The 18,685-nt window shown below is 43.3% G+C and carries 18 protein-coding genes; 3 read left to right on the plus strand and 15 right to left on the minus strand.

The window, feature by feature from the left end; all coding sequences use genetic code 11:
- Positions 1–408: 408 nt before the first annotated feature.
- The 3 genes from hemG to DZ860_RS19430 are packed head-to-tail and all read right to left on the minus strand — an operon-like array spanning position 409 to position 3,082.
- Positions 409–945 carry a menaquinone-dependent protoporphyrinogen IX dehydrogenase gene (gene hemG, locus DZ860_RS19420; protein WP_120034452.1) on the minus strand — a complete coding sequence of 179 codons (537 nt, stop codon included), beginning with the start codon at positions 943–945 and terminating at the stop codon, positions 409–411.
- Between the two features lie 9 nt (positions 946–954).
- Positions 955–2,412, minus strand: coding sequence for a TrkH family potassium uptake protein (locus tag DZ860_RS19425; protein ID WP_120034454.1), 1,458 nt, complete (start codon positions 2,410–2,412; stop codon positions 955–957).
- Positions 2,413–2,458: 46 nt separating this feature from the next.
- Complete coding sequence (locus DZ860_RS19430) at positions 2,459–3,082, minus strand: YigZ family protein (RefSeq protein ID WP_120034456.1); 624 nt, start codon at positions 3,080–3,082, stop codon at positions 2,459–2,461.
- A gap of 274 nt (positions 3,083–3,356) precedes the next feature.
- On the opposite strand from DZ860_RS19430, the gene fadB reads away from it, so the two are divergent.
- Together fadB and fadA are read left to right on the plus strand one after the other, a co-directional pair.
- Positions 3,357–5,528, plus strand: coding sequence for a fatty acid oxidation complex subunit alpha FadB (gene fadB, locus DZ860_RS19435; RefSeq protein ID WP_120034457.1), 2,172 nt, complete (start codon positions 3,357–3,359; stop codon positions 5,526–5,528).
- A gap of 15 nt (positions 5,529–5,543) precedes the next feature.
- Positions 5,544–6,719, plus strand: coding sequence for an acetyl-CoA C-acyltransferase FadA (gene fadA, locus DZ860_RS19440; RefSeq protein WP_120034458.1), 1,176 nt, complete (start codon positions 5,544–5,546; stop codon positions 6,717–6,719).
- 70 nt (positions 6,720–6,789) lie between these two features.
- Here the strand turns inward: fadA and punR are convergent, their stop codons facing one another.
- Positions 6,790–7,695 (minus strand): DNA-binding transcriptional activator PunR, encoded by a 906-nt coding sequence (gene punR, locus DZ860_RS19445; protein WP_120034459.1) that lies wholly within the window; start codon positions 7,693–7,695, stop codon positions 6,790–6,792.
- 192 nt (positions 7,696–7,887) lie between these two features.
- Here punR and punC point away from each other — a divergent pair, with 192 nt between their 5' ends.
- Positions 7,888–9,090 carry a purine nucleoside transporter PunC gene (punC, locus tag DZ860_RS19450; protein WP_120034460.1) on the plus strand — a complete coding sequence of 401 codons (1,203 nt, stop codon included), beginning with the start codon at positions 7,888–7,890 and terminating at the stop codon, positions 9,088–9,090.
- 67 nt (positions 9,091–9,157) lie between these two features.
- On the opposite strand, the gene glmU is transcribed toward punC, so the two are convergent.
- The 11 genes from glmU to DZ860_RS19505 all read right to left on the minus strand — a co-directional run bounded on the left by glmU (position 9,158) and on the right by DZ860_RS19505 (position 18,681).
- Positions 9,158–10,519: a bifunctional UDP-N-acetylglucosamine diphosphorylase/glucosamine-1-phosphate N-acetyltransferase GlmU gene (gene glmU, locus DZ860_RS19455; RefSeq protein ID WP_120034461.1), complete on the minus strand. Its 1,362-nt coding sequence runs from the start codon at positions 10,517–10,519 to the stop codon at positions 9,158–9,160.
- 148 nt (positions 10,520–10,667) lie between these two features.
- Positions 10,668–11,090: a F0F1 ATP synthase subunit epsilon gene (locus DZ860_RS19460; protein WP_120034462.1), complete on the minus strand. Its 423-nt coding sequence runs from the start codon at positions 11,088–11,090 to the stop codon at positions 10,668–10,670.
- 18 nt (positions 11,091–11,108) lie between these two features.
- Positions 11,109–12,512 (minus strand): F0F1 ATP synthase subunit beta, encoded by a 1,404-nt coding sequence (atpD, locus tag DZ860_RS19465; protein WP_120034463.1) that lies wholly within the window; start codon positions 12,510–12,512, stop codon positions 11,109–11,111.
- A 36-nt stretch (positions 12,513–12,548) separates the two neighbouring features.
- Positions 12,549–13,415 (minus strand): F0F1 ATP synthase subunit gamma, encoded by an 867-nt coding sequence (gene atpG, locus DZ860_RS19470; RefSeq protein ID WP_120034465.1) that lies wholly within the window; start codon positions 13,413–13,415, stop codon positions 12,549–12,551.
- A 42-nt stretch (positions 13,416–13,457) separates the two neighbouring features.
- On the minus strand, positions 13,458–14,999 hold the full coding sequence (gene atpA, locus DZ860_RS19475; RefSeq protein WP_120034467.1) for a F0F1 ATP synthase subunit alpha: 1,542 nt from the start codon (positions 14,997–14,999) through the stop codon (positions 13,458–13,460).
- Positions 15,000–15,012: 13 nt separating this feature from the next.
- Positions 15,013–15,546 carry a F0F1 ATP synthase subunit delta gene (gene atpH, locus DZ860_RS19480; RefSeq protein WP_120034469.1) on the minus strand — a complete coding sequence of 178 codons (534 nt, stop codon included), beginning with the start codon at positions 15,544–15,546 and terminating at the stop codon, positions 15,013–15,015.
- A 15-nt stretch (positions 15,547–15,561) separates the two neighbouring features.
- Complete coding sequence (gene atpF, locus DZ860_RS19485; protein ID WP_120034471.1) at positions 15,562–16,032, minus strand: F0F1 ATP synthase subunit B; 471 nt, start codon at positions 16,030–16,032, stop codon at positions 15,562–15,564.
- A 54-nt stretch (positions 16,033–16,086) separates the two neighbouring features.
- The gene (gene atpE / locus DZ860_RS19490) at positions 16,087–16,344 is read right to left on the minus strand and encodes a F0F1 ATP synthase subunit C (RefSeq protein ID WP_012551447.1); all 258 of its coding nucleotides are present in this window, start codon (positions 16,342–16,344) and stop codon (positions 16,087–16,089) included.
- Between the two features lie 58 nt (positions 16,345–16,402).
- Positions 16,403–17,215, minus strand: a complete 813-nt coding sequence (atpB, locus tag DZ860_RS19495; RefSeq protein ID WP_120034473.1) for a F0F1 ATP synthase subunit A — start codon at positions 17,213–17,215, stop codon at positions 16,403–16,405.
- Between the two features lie 8 nt (positions 17,216–17,223).
- Positions 17,224–17,613: a F0F1 ATP synthase subunit I gene (locus DZ860_RS19500; RefSeq protein ID WP_120034475.1), complete on the minus strand. Its 390-nt coding sequence runs from the start codon at positions 17,611–17,613 to the stop codon at positions 17,224–17,226.
- Positions 17,614–17,799: 186 nt separating this feature from the next.
- On the minus strand, positions 17,800–18,681 hold the full coding sequence (locus DZ860_RS19505; RefSeq protein WP_120034477.1) for a ParB/RepB/Spo0J family partition protein: 882 nt from the start codon (positions 18,679–18,681) through the stop codon (positions 17,800–17,802).
- Between the last annotated feature and the right edge of the window lie 4 nt (positions 18,682–18,685).

Raw genomic sequence — 18,685 nt, forward strand, 5'->3', positions numbered from 1 at the left:
TAAAGAAAGTGTTATCAAATTTGGTCACTCAGTTCATTGAACCCAATTTGTTTCCGAAGAAACAGTCTTTGCCTAAGCAAAAACTTATTGGATTATCATCAACGAGTGCCCACACAGATTGATAGGTTTATATTGTTAAAGAGCTTTTCCGCCTTTGAGCCTTGCTCAAATCGGACGGCCATTTTAGCGATTTAAGTTTTAGTGTCAACCACTTTTTTCAAAACTTATTTCAAGCATTTGCTTGGCTTAATGACCTCACCAACTCGGTAGCTTTTCTTTCGAAACCAAAGCCTCGAAGCGCTCCGTGTCAGTGAGGTCGCATTATAGAGATCACCGTCACATTGGCAACCCCTTTTTTCGCCTTTTTGACCGTTCGGTTACTATTCACCCAAAAACCGGTGAAATAGGTCATTTTACTAGCATAGTCCCAAATTTATTGGCGAATACGGTGACTTTTTCCCAATTTGTGTACTCAACTTCTTTGTTTGTATCCGTTTCTCCACCAGTCATCGACATAATGAACTTAATCATTGTACGGTCAAACCAAGAATAACGTGGGTAATACAGAGCTCCAGCAAAAACCCCGATCAAGGATGGCTGCCAAGGAGAGAGTTTTAAGAACTTCTGAACGTATACACTCCCTTGAGGGGTATCTTTACCTTGCTCTTCTTTTCTTGCTGTCAAATTGACGCAAAAAAATGCAGCCTGTCGCTCTTTTAACTGCTGTTGGTACTTAGTCACAAATTGATAGAGTTTCTTGTTCAATTTCCCATAACGAATAGACGCACCGATGAGTACCTTATCATAGCGAGAAAAATCGATTTCATTGTCCTCATGGAGATCAACAATCTCACATTCGAAATCAGGCAATGCCTTCTCTATATATAGAAGGATTTTTTTTGTCTGCCCTTCACGGGAAGAATATAGAAAGAGAGCTTTGTTCACGTGATTTCCTTAACTACGCCAAAAAGTCGGTGTTAGTAATATAAGAAGAGTAAAGATTTCAAGTCGACCAAACAACATAGAAACGACCAACACCCACTTAGCTTTATCATTTACATCGCCAAAATGCAGAGCGACCTCTCCTAAGCCAGGACCGAGATTATTTAATGTCGCAGCTACAGCAGAAAAAGCACTAAGCTCATCCATACCTGTGGCTATTAAAGCCAACATACACACGACAAAGACTAAAGCATAGGCAGAAAAGAATCCCCACACAGCATCAACAACTCTTTGTGGTAACGCCGTTCCACCCAATTTAATGGTATAGACAGCTCTTGGATGAACAAGTCGTTTTAGTTCACGCGCTCCTTGAAGGGTCAGCAGTAAAATACGAATAACTTTCATGCCCCCACCTGTAGATCCAGCGCACCCACCAATAAACGAAGAAAAAAGAAGTAAAACAGGTAGAAACAATGGCCAATCAGAAAAACCTGTTGTGGTAAAACCAGCCGTCGTTGATATTGAAACCGTCTGAAAAAGTGCCTGATCAAACGCGTCATACACAGTGTCGTATGAATGGTGATTAAGTAATATCAGAAAACAGACTAATAGCAGTAATGCCTGAATAAAAAGAAAAGCGCGAAATTCAGGATCTTTCCAATAATACTTAGGATGCACCCCACCAGATGCGAAAGCAGCAAAGTGCAGTGAATAATTACACGCGGATATCAACAAGAACACGACCGTTATCATATTAATCGCGTAGCTATCAAAATACCCCATACTGGCATCGTGAGTAGAGAAGCCACCAATAGCAATCGTCGAGAAACTATGGCTAATGGCATCAAATGGCGTCATTCCCGCTAACCAAAAGGCCAATGCGCAAGCAATAGTCAGACTTAGATATATGTACCAAAGAGCTTTTGCGGTCTCCGCTATTCGCGGAGTCATTTTACTGTCCTTTACCGGCCCGGGTATTTCTGCTCTATATAGCTGCATTCCCCCTATACCAAGGATAGGCAAAATAGCAACGGCTAGAACGATAATCCCCATACCACCAAACCACTGTAATAACTGGCGATAAAACAAAATAGCTTTAGGTAATTCATCAAGACCAACAATGACTGTCGCTCCTGTTGTCGTCAATGCCGAAAATGATTCAAAAAAGGCGTCTGGCACTGAGACACTAGGGTTATCTGCAATAAGAAATGGCAGAGAGCCGGCACTTCCTAGAACAGTCCAAAAAAGAACAACAATTAAAAAACCATCCCGCGATTTTAATTCTTGCTTATGCTGACGATTGGGAAACCAACAAACACCACCACAAAATAGTAAAACCAAAAATGTCGTCACAAAAGGGACGCCGGCACCATCACGATAGATCAACGCAACTAAAGCAGGCGCGAGCATAGTGACACTAAATAAAGCGAGCAACAGCCCGACGATTCGAATAATTGAACGAAATTGCATGAATAGACTGAGTATTAAAGCTGCGCTTTGACTTCCTAATTGAGTTTTATTTCCCAGTAAATGGGGTAATGATGGCTCTAGCACCACTTTTATTGATCATATTTTGCGTAAAGCTTTCGACTTCACGAACTTCAATTTCAATAATAAGCACAACATCTACGCCATACTCTGCATTCACTTCAAAAGCACCATATTGTGCGATTAACGACTGAGCGATAGGCATAAATCCATAGTCTAACTCCACTCTAAGTTGGGTGGTTATTTTTTTCTCAATTGTTTGAAGTTGCTTGAGAGCTTGTTGAACCCCTCCACCATAAGCTTTAACCAATCCACCAGTGCCAAGCCGAATTCCACCATAATAACGAGTGACGACTGCAGTAATTTCTCCCACACCAGACCCAGATAACTGTGCCAATATTGGTTTTCCTGCAGTACCAGAGGGCTCGCCATCATCACTAAAACCCCATTTCATAGAATCTTCAGGTCGGCCCGCAACAAACCCCCAGCAATTATGACGAGCATCGCTATGGATACTTTTAATTTTATCTACAAACTGCTTTGCCTGATCCACCGTTGGTGTATGTGCCAAATAGGTAATAAAGGTACTCTTCTTTATTTCCTCTTCAAACTGAATAGGATGAGCAGGGATTAAATAAGGTTGAATGTTCATTGTTTAACATTTCCATTTCTAATGAGCTTCAGTTTACCACGAGAACACATTCCAATGACTGAAGATCAACCCAAACGCACAATGTTAAACACTTGTTTGAAAAATGTATTGAAATTGTCCAACACTACGTCCAAACTCAAATACCTGGTCTAACCAGAAAAGAAATAGGACGACTTCCCTCTATATCCATAGTGCGACTTAATCATAAGAGAAAAGGTCAGCACACAAAGTGGATATACACACAATCCAGGATTGTATGTCACGGAGATAGACAATGATTTACCAAGCTAACACCCTACAGGTAAAAGAAATACAAGACGGAATAGCAGAATTAACTTTTTGTGCTCCGCAATCCGTTAACAAGCTAGACTTAGCAACTCTTGAGTCTCTTGATAAAGCCCTCGATGCGCTGAAAGCCCACCAAGGCCTGAAAGGCCTAATGCTCACTTCTGATAAAGACACGTTTATTGTTGGTGCAGACATTACAGAGTTCCTAGGTCTTTTTGCCAAAACTGACGCTGAACTCGATCAGTGGCTACAATATGCAAACAGCATTTTTAATAAATTAGAAGACTTACCCATCCCTACTATTTCGGTCTTAAAAGGCCATACACTAGGTGGTGGTTGTGAATGTGTACTGGCAACCGACATGCGTATTGGTGACAAGACCACCAGCATTGGCCTGCCTGAAACCAAACTAGGTATAATGCCCGGCTTTGGTGGGTGTGTGCGTTTACCTCGTATCATTGGCGCAGATAGCGCAATGGAAATTATTACGCAAGGTAAGGCATGTCGAGCAGAAGAGGCTCTGAAATTTGGCCTATTGGATGCGGTTGTTGAAACAGATGCATTGTACGAATCTGCATTGAAGACCCTTACACAAGCGATCAATGAAAAACTCGATTGGCAGGCTCGACGTAAACAAAAAACCTCAGCCTTAACGCTGAGTAAACTCGAAGCCATGATGAGCTTTACGATGGCCAAAGGCTTAGTTGCACAAAAAGCAGGGCCGCACTATCCAGCGCCAATGACTGCCGTTGTCACTATTGAAGAGAGTGCACGCTTTTCTCGTGATGAAGCATTGAATATAGAACGTCGCTATTTCGTTAAACTGGCAAAATCAGAAGAAGCAAAATCGCTTGTCGGTTTATTCCTTAATGACCAATACATCAAAGGTCTTGCGAAAACAGCAGCACAATCAGCGAATAAAAAGACACAACGAGCAGCGGTTCTTGGTGCTGGAATTATGGGCGGTGGTATTGCTTATCAATCGGCACTAAAAAATGTACCGGTCTTAATGAAAGACATTGCACAATCCTCTCTCGACCTCGGGATGGATGAAGCTTCAAAACTACTAAACAAACGTCTCTCTCGTGGTCGTCTAGATGGTTTCAAAATGGCCGGCATTCTTTCATCCATCACACCAAGTCTGCATTACGGCGGAATCGAAAACTCAGATGTTATTGTTGAGGCTGTGGTTGAAAACCCGAAAGTAAAAGCGGCAGTGCTAAGTGAAGTGGAACAGCATGTTGGCGATGACACCGTCATCACCTCCAACACCTCAACTATCCCTATCAACCTATTAGCAAAATCTCTTAAGCGACCAGAAAATTTCTGTGGTATGCATTTCTTTAACCCAGTACATCGCATGCCATTAGTAGAGATCATTAGAGGTGAACACACTTCGGATGAAACGATTAATCGAGTTGTTGCTTACGCTGCAAAAATGGGTAAATCCCCTATCGTTGTCAATGATTGTCCGGGCTTCTTTGTTAACCGCGTACTGTTCCCATATTTTGGTGGTTTCAGCATGTTGCTTCGCGATGGCGCCGACTTCACACAAATAGACAAAATTATGGAGCGTAAGTTTGGTTGGCCAATGGGCCCTGCATACTTACTCGATGTGGTCGGTATCGATACAGCTCACCATGCCCAAGCCGTTATGGCACAAGGTTTCCCTGAGCGTATGGGGAAAAACAGCCGAGATGCTATTGATGTACTATTTGAAGCGGATAAATACGGTCAGAAAAATGGCAGTGGTTTCTACAATTACACCGTGGACAAGCGCGGCAGACCAAAGAAAACATTCTCCAATGATGTCCTACCTATTCTTGCACCTGTGTGTGCAGAGCAAACCGTCTTTGATGAGCAAACCATTATTCAACGTGTCATGATTCCGATGATTAACGAAGTGGTTTTGTGCTTACAAGAGGGCATTATCGCGAGCCCACAAGAAGCTGATATGGCGTTAGTTTATGGCCTAGGATTCCCACCATTCCGTGGCGGCGTTTTCCGTTATCTTGACAGCGTAGGCATTGCTGAATTTGTTGAAATGACCAAGCAATTCTCAGATCTAGGCCCAATGTACCAGGCTCCGCAAATGCTGATAGATATGGCAGCCAACGGTGAAAGTTTTTATGGCACACAACAGCAAGGTTCTATCTAAGGAGGGATTCCCAAAATGACTAATCAAACAAGAAATGTCGTGGTTGTCGATTGTCTAAGAACACCAATGGGTCGCTCTAAAGGTGGGGCTTTTCGTCATACCCGTGCCGAAGATTTATCAGCTCATTTGATGAAAGGGATTTTAGCTCGCAATCCACAAGTTAATCCTAGTGATATCGAAGATATTTACTGGGGTTGTGTACAACAAACGCTAGAGCAAGGCTTTAATATTGCGCGAAATGCGGCCCTGCTTGCCGGTCTACCGATTGAAATCGGTGCTGTGACTGTGAACCGTTTATGTGGATCATCAATGCAAGCTCTCCATGATGGTACGCGTGCCATCATGACTGGTGATGCTGAAATCTGCCTAATTGGTGGTGTTGAACATATGGGCCATGTTCCTATGAGCCATGGTGTTGATTTCCACCCTGGTATGTCAAAAAATGTTGCAAAAGCTGCTGGTATGATGGGTTTAACCGCGGAAATGCTCGGTAAATTACATGGTATCACTCGCCAGCAACAAGATGAGTTCGCTGCGCGATCTCACGCTCGAGCTCAAGCTGCAACCTTAGAGGGGCGCTTTAAGAATGAGATCCTTCCCACTGAGGCTCATGCTGAAGATGGAACCTTATTTACTCTCGATTATGATGAAGTGATTCGTCCTGAAACTACAGTTGAGGGATTGTCACAGCTTCGTCCAGTATTTGATCCAGTCAACGGAACTGTCACTGCAGGAACATCCTCAGCCTTATCAGATGGTGCTTCAGCAATGCTTATTATGAGCGAGGAAAAAGCCAATGAACTAGGTTTAACGATTCGCGCTCGAATTAAAGGCATGGCCATTGCTGGTTGCGATCCATCAATAATGGGATATGGCCCAGTTCCAGCGACCCAAAAAGCACTAAAACGAGCAGGTTTATCGATTGAAGATATGGATGTGATTGAGCTGAATGAAGCATTTGCAGCCCAATCTCTACCTTGTGCTAAAGATCTAGGACTACTCGAGGTAATGGACGACAAAGTTAATCTTAATGGCGGAGCTATCGCTCTTGGTCACCCATTAGGTTGTTCTGGTTCACGCATTTCCACCACACTGATCAATCTAATGGAAGCAAAAGAGGCTAAATATGGCCTAGCGACTATGTGTATCGGCTTAGGTCAAGGAATTGCGACAGTCTTTGAACGACCATAACGTATCGCTTTACTCCTACCTTAATAAACGCCCTATTCATAATGGGCGTTTATTACTTTATTTACATTGGTTACTTTGCCTGTAACCAGTCTTGGAATAACTGCTGACTGTTTCCTAGATACTCCACCATCCAATCAATCATCTTATGATTGTCATCTTTGCGCCAAACTAAACAACACTGACTCAATGGGTTCTCTTCAGGTAACGTCCGTTCAATTACAACATCCTGCTCAATGAGCACTTGAGCAATATGCCTTGGCATATAACCTACCCCTAACCCATTTTTTAAACACTCGATAGCCGTTTGCCAATTAGGTAATAGTAAGCGACGTTGCTTTGGGTAATGCACGTTATGTCTTTTTGGCAAAATATTCGACGTATCATCAAGGCCAATCGCAGGAAACTGACTGACTAAGTTTTCTGTCAGTGATGACTCTTGAGCACAAGGATGATTTGGAGACATAACAAAAGCCCACTCCAACACGCCCATATCTCGCACTTCAAAATCACCACCAACAGGAACGGCGGATGTTGCCCCGATCACGATGTCTGTCCGACCTTGTGAGATCGCCTCCCAAGATCCATTATAAACTTCCATATTGATCTGTAGTTCAGCATGAGGGAAAGTGCGATAGAAATCTTCGATCAATGGTTTTATCTTATCGAGCTTCACCACATTATCTAACGTCAGCCTTAGTGTTCTTTGCCAACCATGAGCGGCTCTCCGTGTTTGAGCTGTTATCTCTTCCATTTGCCTTAACATTGCTCGAGCCTCAACAATAAAAAGCTCACCCGCACTCGTCAGCTCCACTTTTCTTGGTAAGCGCTTAAATAGAACAACCCCTAAATCTCGTTCTATTTGACGGACTCCATAACTGATTGCCGACGGAACCTTATGCAAAACTTCAGCTGCTGCTGTAAAGCTCCCCAAACGAGCAACCGTATCGATCATCTCCAAAGACGATTTTGAAAACATGACCTCTCCCTGTTAAACGAAAGCCTGTGATGAACATCAGCCTATCGTGCATCATTCTTGCTTTCAAATTTTTTGATTGATAACCGCAAAATTTAGCGTTTCATTTTCATTGAGCTGGAAAATAGAATACCTAGGTTAATAAAAGCGTAGAAAAACACTCCCATTAATTGTGAAATTTTTTGAAGAATAAAAATGAAAGTAACTAAAATCCAACTATTTTACCTCGCAGCTTTGTCTATGCTCGGCTTTGTTGCAACGGATATGTATCTTCCAGCATTCAAAGCGATGGAAGTTGATTTTGCGACAGGCCCAGAACAGATTGCGCTATCACTGACTGTATTCTTAGTGGGTATGGCAAGTGGTCAACTATTGTGGGGACTAGCTTCTGATAAATACGGTCACAGAAATACATTATTCGCCGGGATGGTGGTGTTTACTTTAGCTTCTCTTGGTTTGGCATTTAGTGAACAAGTTTGGCAACTATTGACCCTGCGTTTCATTCAAGCGCTTGGTGTATGTGCCCCTGCCGTTATCTGGCAAGCTATGGTTATCAAACGCTATGATGCAAGCACCAGTCAGCAAGTTTTCGCGACTATCATGCCTTTGGTTGCGTTATCTCCAGCTCTTGCACCTCAATTAGGTGTTCTGCTTGCTGATAATTTTGGCTGGCATTCAATTTTCGTATGTCTAACTTTTGTGGGTGTCTTACTTGCTGCAGCAACACTAGCTCAACCAAAAGAGCAAATAGAAGTAAAACAAACATCGATTAAAAATGACATTAAAGCACTGCTGAGCTCAAAAACTTATCTTGGTAATGTCATGATGTTTGCTACCGCATCAGCTGCATTTTTTGCCTACCTAACGGGTATGCCAGAAATCATGGCAAAGCTTGGTTACGATGCAAAAGATATCGGCTTGAGCTTTATTCCTCAAACTATTGCATTTATGGCAGGCGGCTACTTCGGTAAAGTTGCGGTAGCTAAATATGGTGATGATAAAGTTCTTCGTCAGCTTATCGCACTATTTAGTATTGCATCGGTACTTATTTTTATCGCATCACAATGGCAACTAAGTTCTATTTGGCCAATTCTGGCTCCATTCTGCTTAATCGCCGTCGCGAATGGTGCAATGTACCCTATTGTTGTTAACCGTGCTCTCGGCAGCGCGAAACAAAGCCCTGCTACTGCTGCTGGCTTACAAAATAGCCTACAAATTTGTGTTAGTAGCCTTGCCAGTGCACTGGTTGCGGCACTAGCAAGCCAAGTACAGGTAGTGACAGGTATTGCTATTGTTATTTGCATGGTGGGTATGTGGATAGGTTATATTGTATCTAACCGAGACCTATCAACACCGTTTACAACGCCAGATAATGCACGTGTCGTGAGTGATAAGTAACGATAGAAAACCACACCAATAAAAAAAGAGCCGCATAATGCGGCTTTTTTTTTATTATTCGACTATTTTATTTCTTTTTCACAGGACGCTGCCAGCCAGCGATTTTGCGCTCTTTCGCACGAGTAATCACAAGCTCACCTTGAGCAACATCTTTCGTCAATGTCGTACCCGCACCAACAGTTGCGCCATCACCAATCGTTACTGGTGCAACTAATTGGCTATCTGAACCAACGAATACATCATCGCCGATAATCGTTTTGAATTTATTCGCACCGTCGTAGTTACAAGTGATCACACCTGCACCAACGTTAACTCGTTGACCAATTTCGGCATCACCTAAATAAGTTAAGTGGTTCGCTTTTGATCCCTCGCCAATACGAGTATTTTTAACTTCTACGAAGTTCCCAACATGGGCATCATTTCGAAGCTCTGCGCCAGGACGAAGACGAGTAAACGGACCAACGGTACAATCCTCACCAACCGTCGCTCCCTCAATCACGCTATACGGGCGAATGATAGAGTTATCATCAATCTCACAGTCTTTAAGTACACAACCGGCACCAATCACGACGTTATCACCGATTGATACTTTACCCTCGATGATCACGTTAACATCGATTTCAACATCTAAGCCGCACTGCAACTCACCACGTAAATCAAAACGTGCTGGATCACGTAACATTACGCCTTGTTCTAAAAGCTTCTGAGCTTGCATAGCTTGATAAGCACGCTCTAAACGAGCCAATTGAGCGCGATCATTAACACCTTCAACTTCAATAGGGTTCACTGGATGAACCGCTTCAACCGCACGACCTTCATCATGAGCGGCTGCGATAACGTCAGTCAGGTAATATTCGCCTTGAGCATTTTGGTTGTTCAAACCAGATAACCAACGTTTAAGATCGCCACCCGTTGCGACTAAAACACCAGTATTACATTCTTTAATTAATTTCTGTTCGTCCGTTGCATCTTTTTGTTCAACAATCGCAACCACTGGGCCATTTTTACGAACGATTCGTCCGTATCCCATCGGGTTATCCAAAACAACCGTTAATAGCGCGATGCCACCATTGGGTTGTGCATCTAATAAATTTTCAATCGTTTCAGTTGAGATAAGTGGTACATCACCATAAAGCACTAACACTTTCTCATCATCTTCAAACTGATCTGACGCTTGATCAACAGCGTGTCCAGTACCTAATTGCTCCGCTTGCAGAACCCAATTAACTGGCTCTTCAGCCAATGTTGCTTTCATTTGATCACCTGCATGACCAAATACCAAGTGAACATTTTGAGCACCAAGGCCTACACATGTATCGATGACATGTTTTGCCATTGGCTTACCTGCTAAGGTATGCAATACCTTAGGCATATTGGAATACATGCGAGTCCCTTTACCCGCAGCAAGAATTACGGCACTGAATTTCATTGTTAAACCTGTCGACGTCAAAGTTATTTTGAGCATATTCTAAACGTGAATATGCTATTAGTTAATGCGAAGAACGAACTTCTAATACAAAACAAACAAAAAGGCGGTCTAATGACCGCCTTTCTTATATATAAAACATCGAAATAAATTAACGACGTTTCTTTGTCAGCTCGATAACACGTAGCTGAGCAATGGCTTTAGCCAACTCACTGGCCGCTTGCGCGAAGTCCATATCGCCATGCTGATTTTGAATATGCTCTTCAGCGCGACGTTTAGCTTCTTCTGCTTTTGCTGCGTCTAGTTCTTCGCCACGGATAGCTGTATCAGCTAGTACAGTCGCTGTACCAGGCTGAACTTCTACCATACCACCAGAAACATAAATAATTTCTTCGTGGCCGTTTTGCTTAACAATACGCACCATACCAGGCTTAATAGCGGTCAGCAGCGGTGTATGACCATGGAAAATACCAAGCTCACCTTCGCTACCGGTCACCTGAAATGTTTCAATTAGACCTGAAAATAATTTTTTTTCAGCACTAACAACATCTAGGTGGAAAGGTATTGTTGCCATATCGCCTCCTATTTAGCCTTATAGCTTCTTGGACTTCTCAATAGCTTCGTCGATTGTACCGCAGTACATGAACGCTTGCTCTGGGATGTCATCGTATTCACCAGCTAGAAGACCTTTGAAGCCACGTAGAGTCTCTTTAAGAGCTACGTAAACACCTGGGTCACCAGTAAATACTTCCGCTACGTGGTAAGGCTGAGTAAGGAACTTCTCAATCTTACGAGCACGAGATACAACTTGCTTATCATGTTCTGATAGCTCGTCCATACCTAGGATTGCGATGATGTCTTTCAGCTCTTTATAGCGCTGAAGTGTCGTTTGAACACCTTGAGCAATATCATAGTGCTCTTGACCAACCACTAGTGGATCAAGCATACGTGATGTTGAATCCAGTGGGTCGATCGCTGGGTATAGACCCATAGCTGCGATATTACGGTTAAGTACAACCGTTGCATCCAAGTGCGCGAACGTTGTTGCTGGAGATGGGTCAGTTAAGTCATCCGCAGGTACGTATACCGCCTGAACAGAAGTAATAGAACCCTGTTTAGTCGATGTAATACGTTCCTGAAGAACACCCATTTCTTCAGCTAGTGTTGGCTGGTAACCTACCGCAGAAGGCATACGACCTAGTAGAGCCGATACTTCTGTTCCCGCAAGGGTATAACGGTAAATGTTATCAATGAACAGTAGAACGTCACGACCTTCGTCACGGAAACGCTCTGCCATTGTTAGACCAGTCAGTGCAACACGTAGACGGTTACCTGGTGGCTCGTTCATCTGACCGTAAACCATTGCTACTTTTGAAAGCTCAGGATTTTCGATGTTAACAACACCTGCTTCCTGCATTTCAAAGTAGAAATCGTTACCTTCACGAGTACGCTCACCTACACCCGCAAACACGGATAGGCCTGAGTGCTGTAGTGCGATGTTGTTGATAAGTTCCATCATGTTAACGGTCTTACCTACACCTGCACCACCGAATAGACCGATTTTACCACCCTTAGCGAATGGGCAAATCAAGTCGATTACTTTAACACCAGTTTCTAGAAGTGCAGTTTCATTTGACTGCTCTTCGTAGCTAGGTGCCGCACGGTGAATTGCATAATGTTCATCTGCGCCAATGTCGCCACACTCATCAATCGCATCACCAAGTACATTCATGATACGGCCAAGAGTTTTTGCGCCCACTGGAACAGTGATTGGAGCGCCAGTATTTACTACTGTCAAACCACGACGTAAACCATCAGAGCTGCCCATAACGATAGCGCGAATTACGCCACCGCCTAACTGTTGCTGAACTTCAAGAACTAAACGCTCTTTTGAGTCAGTAACATTCAGAGCATCGTATACACGTGGTACTTCGCCCTGTGGGAACTCTACGTCGACTACCGCACCGATGATCTGTACGATCTTACCTGTAGCCATCGTTAATCCTCTAAACTAATTAGTTTTACCTAAGCTTTAAACCGCTGCGGCACCAGAAACAATTTCAGAAAGTTCTTGTGTAATAGCTGCTTGACGCGCTTTGTTATACACAAGTTCCAAATCATCAATAATGTCGCCAGCATTGTCAGTTGCAGCTTTCATTGCAATCATTCGTGCCGCTTGCTCACAGGCAAGGTTCTCAACCACACCTTGATACACTTGAGATTCAACATAGCGAATCAATAAGGTATCTAATAGTGGTTTCGGCTCGGGCTCATAAATATAATCCCAAGAATGAGCGCGCTGAACTTCTTCGCTATCCGATTTTGGCAAAGGTAGTAATTGATCGATCGTTGGTTCTTGAACCATAGTATTTTCAAACTTGTTGAATACTACGTACAGACGATCTAATTCGCCTTCATCATATTTCTTTAGCATCACGCCTACAGAGCCGATTAGATCTTCAAGGCTTGGGCGATCGCCTAAACCAGAAACCTGCGCAGCTACTTTAGCGCCACTGTTATTGAAAAATGCTGTCGCTTTTGAACCGACTACAGCCAGTTCAACATCAGCACCTTTCTCTGACCAATCTCGCATGTCATTCATGGCTTTTTTGAACAAGTTAATGTTCAAACCACCACACAAACCGCGATCTGTAGAAATAATGATATAACCAACACGTTTGGCTTCACGCTCCTCTAGGTACGGATGTTTGTACTCTAGGTTTGCATTAGCCAAATGACCGATCACTTTACGCATTGTTTCAGCATACGGACGAGAAGCTTCCATCGCATCTTGCGAGCGACGCATTTTTGAAGCTGCTACCATTTCCATTGCTTTCGTGATCTTTTGAGTGCTTTTAACACTCCCGATCTTATTACGAATCTCTTTTGCGCCGGCCATCGTTACTCTCCGTTAGTGGGTGACCCTAAGGCCACCAACCAATTACCAGGTCTGGGTTGCTTTGAAATCATCAACCAGCTTTGTTAGCTGAGCTTCGATGTCATCGTTGTATGCACCCGTAGCGTTGATATCTTTTACGAAATCAGCGTATTGACCATGAGCGTACGACAGTAGTGATGCTTCAAAATCTAACAGTTTGTTAAGTTCAACATCTGCTAAATAACCACGTTCTGCCGCGAAGATAACTAGTGCTTGGTCAAATACAGACATTGGAGCATATTGTTTCTGCTTCATTAGTTCTGTAACTTTTTGACCATGGTCTAGCTGCTTCTTAGTCGCATCATCAAGATCAGATGAGAACTGAGCAAATGCCGCAAGTTCACGATACTGTGCTAGTGCTGTACGGATACCGCCAGATAGCTTTTTGATGATTTTCGTTTGCGCAGCACCACCTACACGAGAAACTGAGATACCTGGGTCAACAGCAGGACGAACACCCGCATTGAATAGCTCAGTTTGTAGGAAGATCTGACCATCGGTAATCGAGATTACGTTAGTCGGTACGAATGCGGATACGTCACCAGCTTGCGTTTCAATGATCGGAAGAGCGGTCAAAGAACCAGTCTTACCTTTCACTTCACCATTAGTGAATTTTTCTACGTATGCTTCGCTTACACGAGCTGCACGCTCTAGAAGACGAGAGTGGAGGTAGAAAACATCACCAGGGAATGCTTCACGACCCGGTGGACGTTTTAGTAGTAGAGAGATCTGACGATACGCTACCGCTTGCTTAGACAAATCATCATAAATGATCAATGCATCTTCGCCACGGTCACGGAAGTATTCACCCATCGCACAACCTGAGTACGGTGCAAGATATTGCAACGCAGCAGATTCAGAAGCAGAAGCAACAACAACAACGGTATTCGCCAGTGCGCCGTGCTCTTCTAGTTTGCGAACCACGTTAGCAATAGTCGATGCTTTTTGACCGATAGCTACGTAGATAGAGAAAATACCAGAATCTTTCTGGTTAATGATTGCATCGATCGCCATCGCTGTTTTACCAGTCTGACGGTCACCGATGATTAGCTCACGCTGACCACGGCCGATTGGAATCATTGAGTCAACTGACTTATAGCCAGTTTGTACTGGTTGGTCTACCGATTTACGATCGATTACACCAGGTGCAATCACTTCTACAGGAGAAGTTAGTTTTGCATCGATAGGACCTTTACCATCAATAGGCTCACCAAGTGTGTTTACAACACGACCTAGCATTTCTGGGCCTACTGGTACTTCTAGGATACGACCAGTACCAATTACTTTCATGCCTTCTTGTAAGTCAGCATATGGGCCCATTACAACCGCACCAACCGAGTCACGCTCAAGGTTAAGTGCTAGTGCATAACGGCCATTCGGTAATTCGATCATTTCACCTTGCATCACGTCCGCTAGGCCGTGAATGCGGATGATACCATCGCTTACCGATACGATCGTACCTTCGTTACGAGCTTCACTAACAACGTTGAAAGATTCAATACGTTGTTTGATTAGATCGCTTATTTCAGTGGAATTAAGTTGCATGCTCCAATCCCCATTAAGACTGCAAGGCATCGCTCAGGCGGTTCAAACGACCACGCGCTGAGTTATCGATGACTAGGTCTCCGGCTCGAATAATAACCCCACCAAGTAGGGTCTCATCTACACTGCAATTCAGCTGAACATTACGCTCAAGACGCTGCTCAAGTTTGCTGCTGATTTCTGTGCGTTGTTCTTTAGAAAGCTTAACGGCTGAAATAACTTCAACGTCAATCTTCTTCTCGTACTCTTGTTTAAGAGCGAGGAACTCAACACAAACTTCAGGAAGAGCCTTTAATCGGCCATTCTCAGCCATCACCTTAATCAGGTTTTGGCCAAACTCATCAAACTGTTCGCCACAAATCGCGATGAATATCTCAGACAATTGTTCAGCGGCAATAGAGCCACCTAGTAAATTAGAAACATCTTCGTTTTTTGCGACTTCGGCAGCGAAAGTTAACATTTGACTCCATTGGTCTAATGTTCCTTTCTCAACCGAAAAATCAAACGCTGCTTTAGCATAGGGGCGTGCGATTGTAGTCAAATCAGACATATCCAGCCCCCCGCTCTAAAGTTTTGCAGTAATGTTGTCAAGAATATCTTTGTGCGTATCTTTATCGATCGTACGCTCAAGGATTTTCTCAGCACCAGCTACAGCCAGAGTAGCAACTTGTTTGCGCAGCTCATCACGTGCACGATTACGCTCGGCTTCAATTTCCGCTTCCGCTTGCGCAAGAATGTTCTGGCGTTCTGCCTGAGCTTCTTCGCGAGCTTCATCAAGAATTTGAGCTTTACGTTTATTCGCTTGCTCGATGACCTCAGTTGCTGTGCGCTTCGCTTCTTTCATTTGGTCAGAAGCGTTGGCTTGTGCTAGATCCAAGTCTTTTGCAGCGCGCTCGGCAGCTTGCAAACCGTCAGCAATTTTCTTCTGACGTTCTTCAATCGCTTGCATCAATGGTGGCCATACATACTTCATGCAGAACCACACAAATAGTGCGAACGAAATTGCTTGACCTAGCAGAGTTGCGTTCATATTCACAACAGCTACCCCTTTTTAGAATCAACTACAAAAATACAATTAACCGAGTGTTAATTAACCTGCTAGTTGACCAACGAATGGGTTTGCGAAAGTGAACAGTAGCGCGATTACGATACCGATCATTGGAACCGCATCAAGTAGACCAGCGATGATGAACATTTTAACTTGTAGCATAGGAGCCATTTCTGGTTGGCGTGCAGCACCTTCAAGGAATTTACCGCCAAGAATTGCGAAACCAATCGCTGTACCAAGAGAAGCAAGACCGACGATAATACCTACGGCGATTGCAGAAAAGCTCAGTAAAGTTTCCATTACTATCTCCAATTTATAGTTGTTGGCTTATGTGCCCAAATAAAAAGCTTAAAAAAAATTAATGATCACTATCTTCGTGTGCCATTGATAGATAAACAATAGTTAACATCATGAACACGAAAGCTTGAATCGTAATTACCAAAATATGGAATATCGCCCATGGAAGTGAGCCCATCCATTGTAAGTACCATGGTAGCATTGCCGCACAAAGAATGAATACAACCTCACCCGCGAACATGTTACCGAATAAACGCATACCAAGTGATAGAGGTTTCGCAAGTAGCGATACCACTTCAATCAATAGGTTAAACGGAATCATTACTGGGTGGTTAAATGGATGTAATGCTAATTCCTTTGCAAAGCCACCTAGACCTTTCACTTTGATGCTGTAATAAATCATCAGAGCGAATACGCCTAGTGCCATAGCCATGGTGATGTTTACATCAGCTGACGGTACCACTTTCAAATAAGGGATTCCGAGCCAATGCTCTGCTGGGTAAGGTAAGAAATCGATAGGAACTAAGTCCATCACGTTCATTAAAAATACCCAACAAAAGATAGTTAGTGCTAAAGGCGCTATCAGAGGGTTGCGTCCATGGAACGTATCTTTGACGTTTTCCGCGACAAATTCTACGATCATTTCTACAGCACACTGAAGCTTACCCGGTACACCTACTGTTGCTTTCTTCGCTACCTTGTAAAAAATTCCAAGGAAAATTAAACCAGTAAACCAAGAAAAAAACAGGCTATCGATATGTACATTCCAGAAACTTGCTTCTTCCGCAACTAACCCTAACTTAGCTAAAGAAAGGTTAGAAAGGTGGTGGGCAATATATCCGGATTGTGTTAGCGCTTCACCTGGCGCAGCCATAACTCATCCTATTTTTTGTTGTTAATGAATAGCACTGGCGCAAAGATATTAATACCGAGAGCCAGCAAATAGGTTAGTTTTAGTGGAACAAGTTCCACTTGCATATACATGTAGGCCACGGAAAAAAGAACTACCGTGATGAGAATTTTCAATGTTTCACCTGTGTAAAATGAAGCCGCAATACGCTTTGCAGCGCGAGCTCCACTAAACATAAATGCACAACCTGAAAATACCGCGTTGGCTATTACACAAATACCACCGCCAATAAGTGCAGAAAATCCCCATTCAGCATTAACGGCAATAGCCATTCCTGCTGCCATAAACGCAACCACGCTGGCTTGGATCATTAACAATTGCTTTGCAAGCTCTCGTCCTGGTCTAGCTAACGCAGCTACCATGTATTCATACCTCTAGTAATATCCCAGCATTACTACCTTGACGCTGGGAAATTGCCGAAAATTATACGGTGGCCCTAATTGATTGCAATTAAAACCCCAGAAAAAGTTGCATTTTTGTTTACAAACCGACAACTTTTGCACAAAAAAACAGTTTTTACATATATTGATTGAGATCAAACATCTGATTTAGCTATCGAGCTTAGCAATCAACTGCGCTAATTTATCAGAGTTATCAAGAGTAATAGTCAACTTTGACTTCCCTCCTTTAAATCTCACAATTGCCACTTCACCGCCAAGTCTTTCACTCAAATTTTGTGACATTTGTAGCGCATCAACATCTTCAGACTCGGTTTTTTTCTCAGTTTTAGGATGAAGTGCCTTTTTTACCCATTGTTCAGTTTGACGTACAGTCATTTTTTTCTGAGCGACGATATTTGCCGCTTCTAACTGCTGTCCTCCAGTCAAAACTAATAATGCGCGAGCATGGCCCATTTCTAACTGCTTAGAAATAACCAATTCTTTAACATCCTGCTCCAATTGATTCAGGCGCAAAATGTTACTTACTGATGCCCGTGACTTCCCTATAACGTCCGCGACTTGTTGATGAGTAAGAGTAAATTCATCCTGTAAACGTTCGAGTGCTTGAGCCTCTTCGATCACATTAAGATCTTCACGCTGGATATTTTCAATCAGCGCCATTGCGATCGCAGCACGATCATCCACTTTTTTGATCACGCAAGGAACTTGCTTTAAGCCTGCTTTACGCGCCGCACGCCAACGACGTTCGCCTGCAATTATCTCAAACTTATTAATATCAACCTGTCGAACCACGATTGGTTGAATAATACCTTGTGATTCGATTGACGCCGCCAGTTCTTCTAATGCTTCTTGAGCTATCTCTTTACGAGGTTGGTAAACCCCTGGTTGGAGGCTAGAAACATTCAACTCTGTTAGCTTACCTTCCGCAGATAACTCTTGAGTATGCATTGCATTTTGCTGTCTTTCTCGCGCAAGAGAGCTAGTAGAAAGTAGAGCATCAAGCCCTTTACCTAAACCACGTTTAGACATGCGA

Origin of the sequence: Vibrio sinensis, from assembly GCF_003605645.1 — a bacterium.
In the GTDB taxonomy this organism is placed as follows: domain Bacteria; phylum Pseudomonadota; class Gammaproteobacteria; order Enterobacterales; family Vibrionaceae; genus Vibrio; species Vibrio sinensis.

Excerpts from the sequence above, each read along its gene's own strand:
- DZ860_RS19500 (WP_120034475.1), bottom strand. The coding sequence starts at position 17,613 with ATGGTAGCTGCGTTAGCTAGACCAGGACGAGAGCTTGCAAAGCAATTG.
- DZ860_RS19430 (WP_120034456.1), bottom strand. The coding sequence starts at position 3,082 with ATGAACATTCAACCTTATTTAATCCCTGCTCATCCTATTCAGTTTGAA.
- glmU (WP_120034461.1), bottom strand. The coding sequence starts at position 10,519 with ATGAAATTCAGTGCCGTAATTCTTGCTGCGGGTAAAGGGACTCGCATG.
- DZ860_RS19460 (WP_120034462.1), bottom strand. The coding sequence starts at position 11,090 with ATGGCAACAATACCTTTCCACCTAGATGTTGTTAGTGCTGAAAAAAAA.
- punC (WP_120034460.1), top strand. The coding sequence starts at position 7,888 with ATGAAAGTAACTAAAATCCAACTATTTTACCTCGCAGCTTTGTCTATG.
- atpG (WP_120034465.1), bottom strand. The coding sequence starts at position 13,415 with ATGGCCGGCGCAAAAGAGATTCGTAATAAGATCGGGAGTGTTAAAAGC.
- atpA (WP_120034467.1), bottom strand. The coding sequence starts at position 14,999 with ATGCAACTTAATTCCACTGAAATAAGCGATCTAATCAAACAACGTATT.
- punR (WP_120034459.1), bottom strand. The coding sequence starts at position 7,695 with ATGTTTTCAAAATCGTCTTTGGAGATGATCGATACGGTTGCTCGTTTG.
- fadA (WP_120034458.1), top strand. The coding sequence starts at position 5,544 with ATGACTAATCAAACAAGAAATGTCGTGGTTGTCGATTGTCTAAGAACA.
- atpE (WP_012551447.1), bottom strand. The coding sequence starts at position 16,344 with ATGGAAACTTTACTGAGCTTTTCTGCAATCGCCGTAGGTATTATCGTC.
- atpD (WP_120034463.1), bottom strand. The coding sequence starts at position 12,512 with ATGGCTACAGGTAAGATCGTACAGATCATCGGTGCGGTAGTCGACGTA.
- DZ860_RS19425 (WP_120034454.1), bottom strand. The coding sequence starts at position 2,412 with ATGCAATTTCGTTCAATTATTCGAATCGTCGGGCTGTTGCTCGCTTTA.
- atpB (WP_120034473.1), bottom strand. The coding sequence starts at position 17,215 with ATGGCTGCGCCAGGTGAAGCGCTAACACAATCCGGATATATTGCCCAC.
- atpH (WP_120034469.1), bottom strand. The coding sequence starts at position 15,546 with ATGTCTGATTTGACTACAATCGCACGCCCCTATGCTAAAGCAGCGTTT.
- DZ860_RS19505 (WP_120034477.1), bottom strand. The coding sequence starts at position 18,681 with ATGTCTAAACGTGGTTTAGGTAAAGGGCTTGATGCTCTACTTTCTACT.
- fadB (WP_120034457.1), top strand. The coding sequence starts at position 3,357 with ATGATTTACCAAGCTAACACCCTACAGGTAAAAGAAATACAAGACGGA.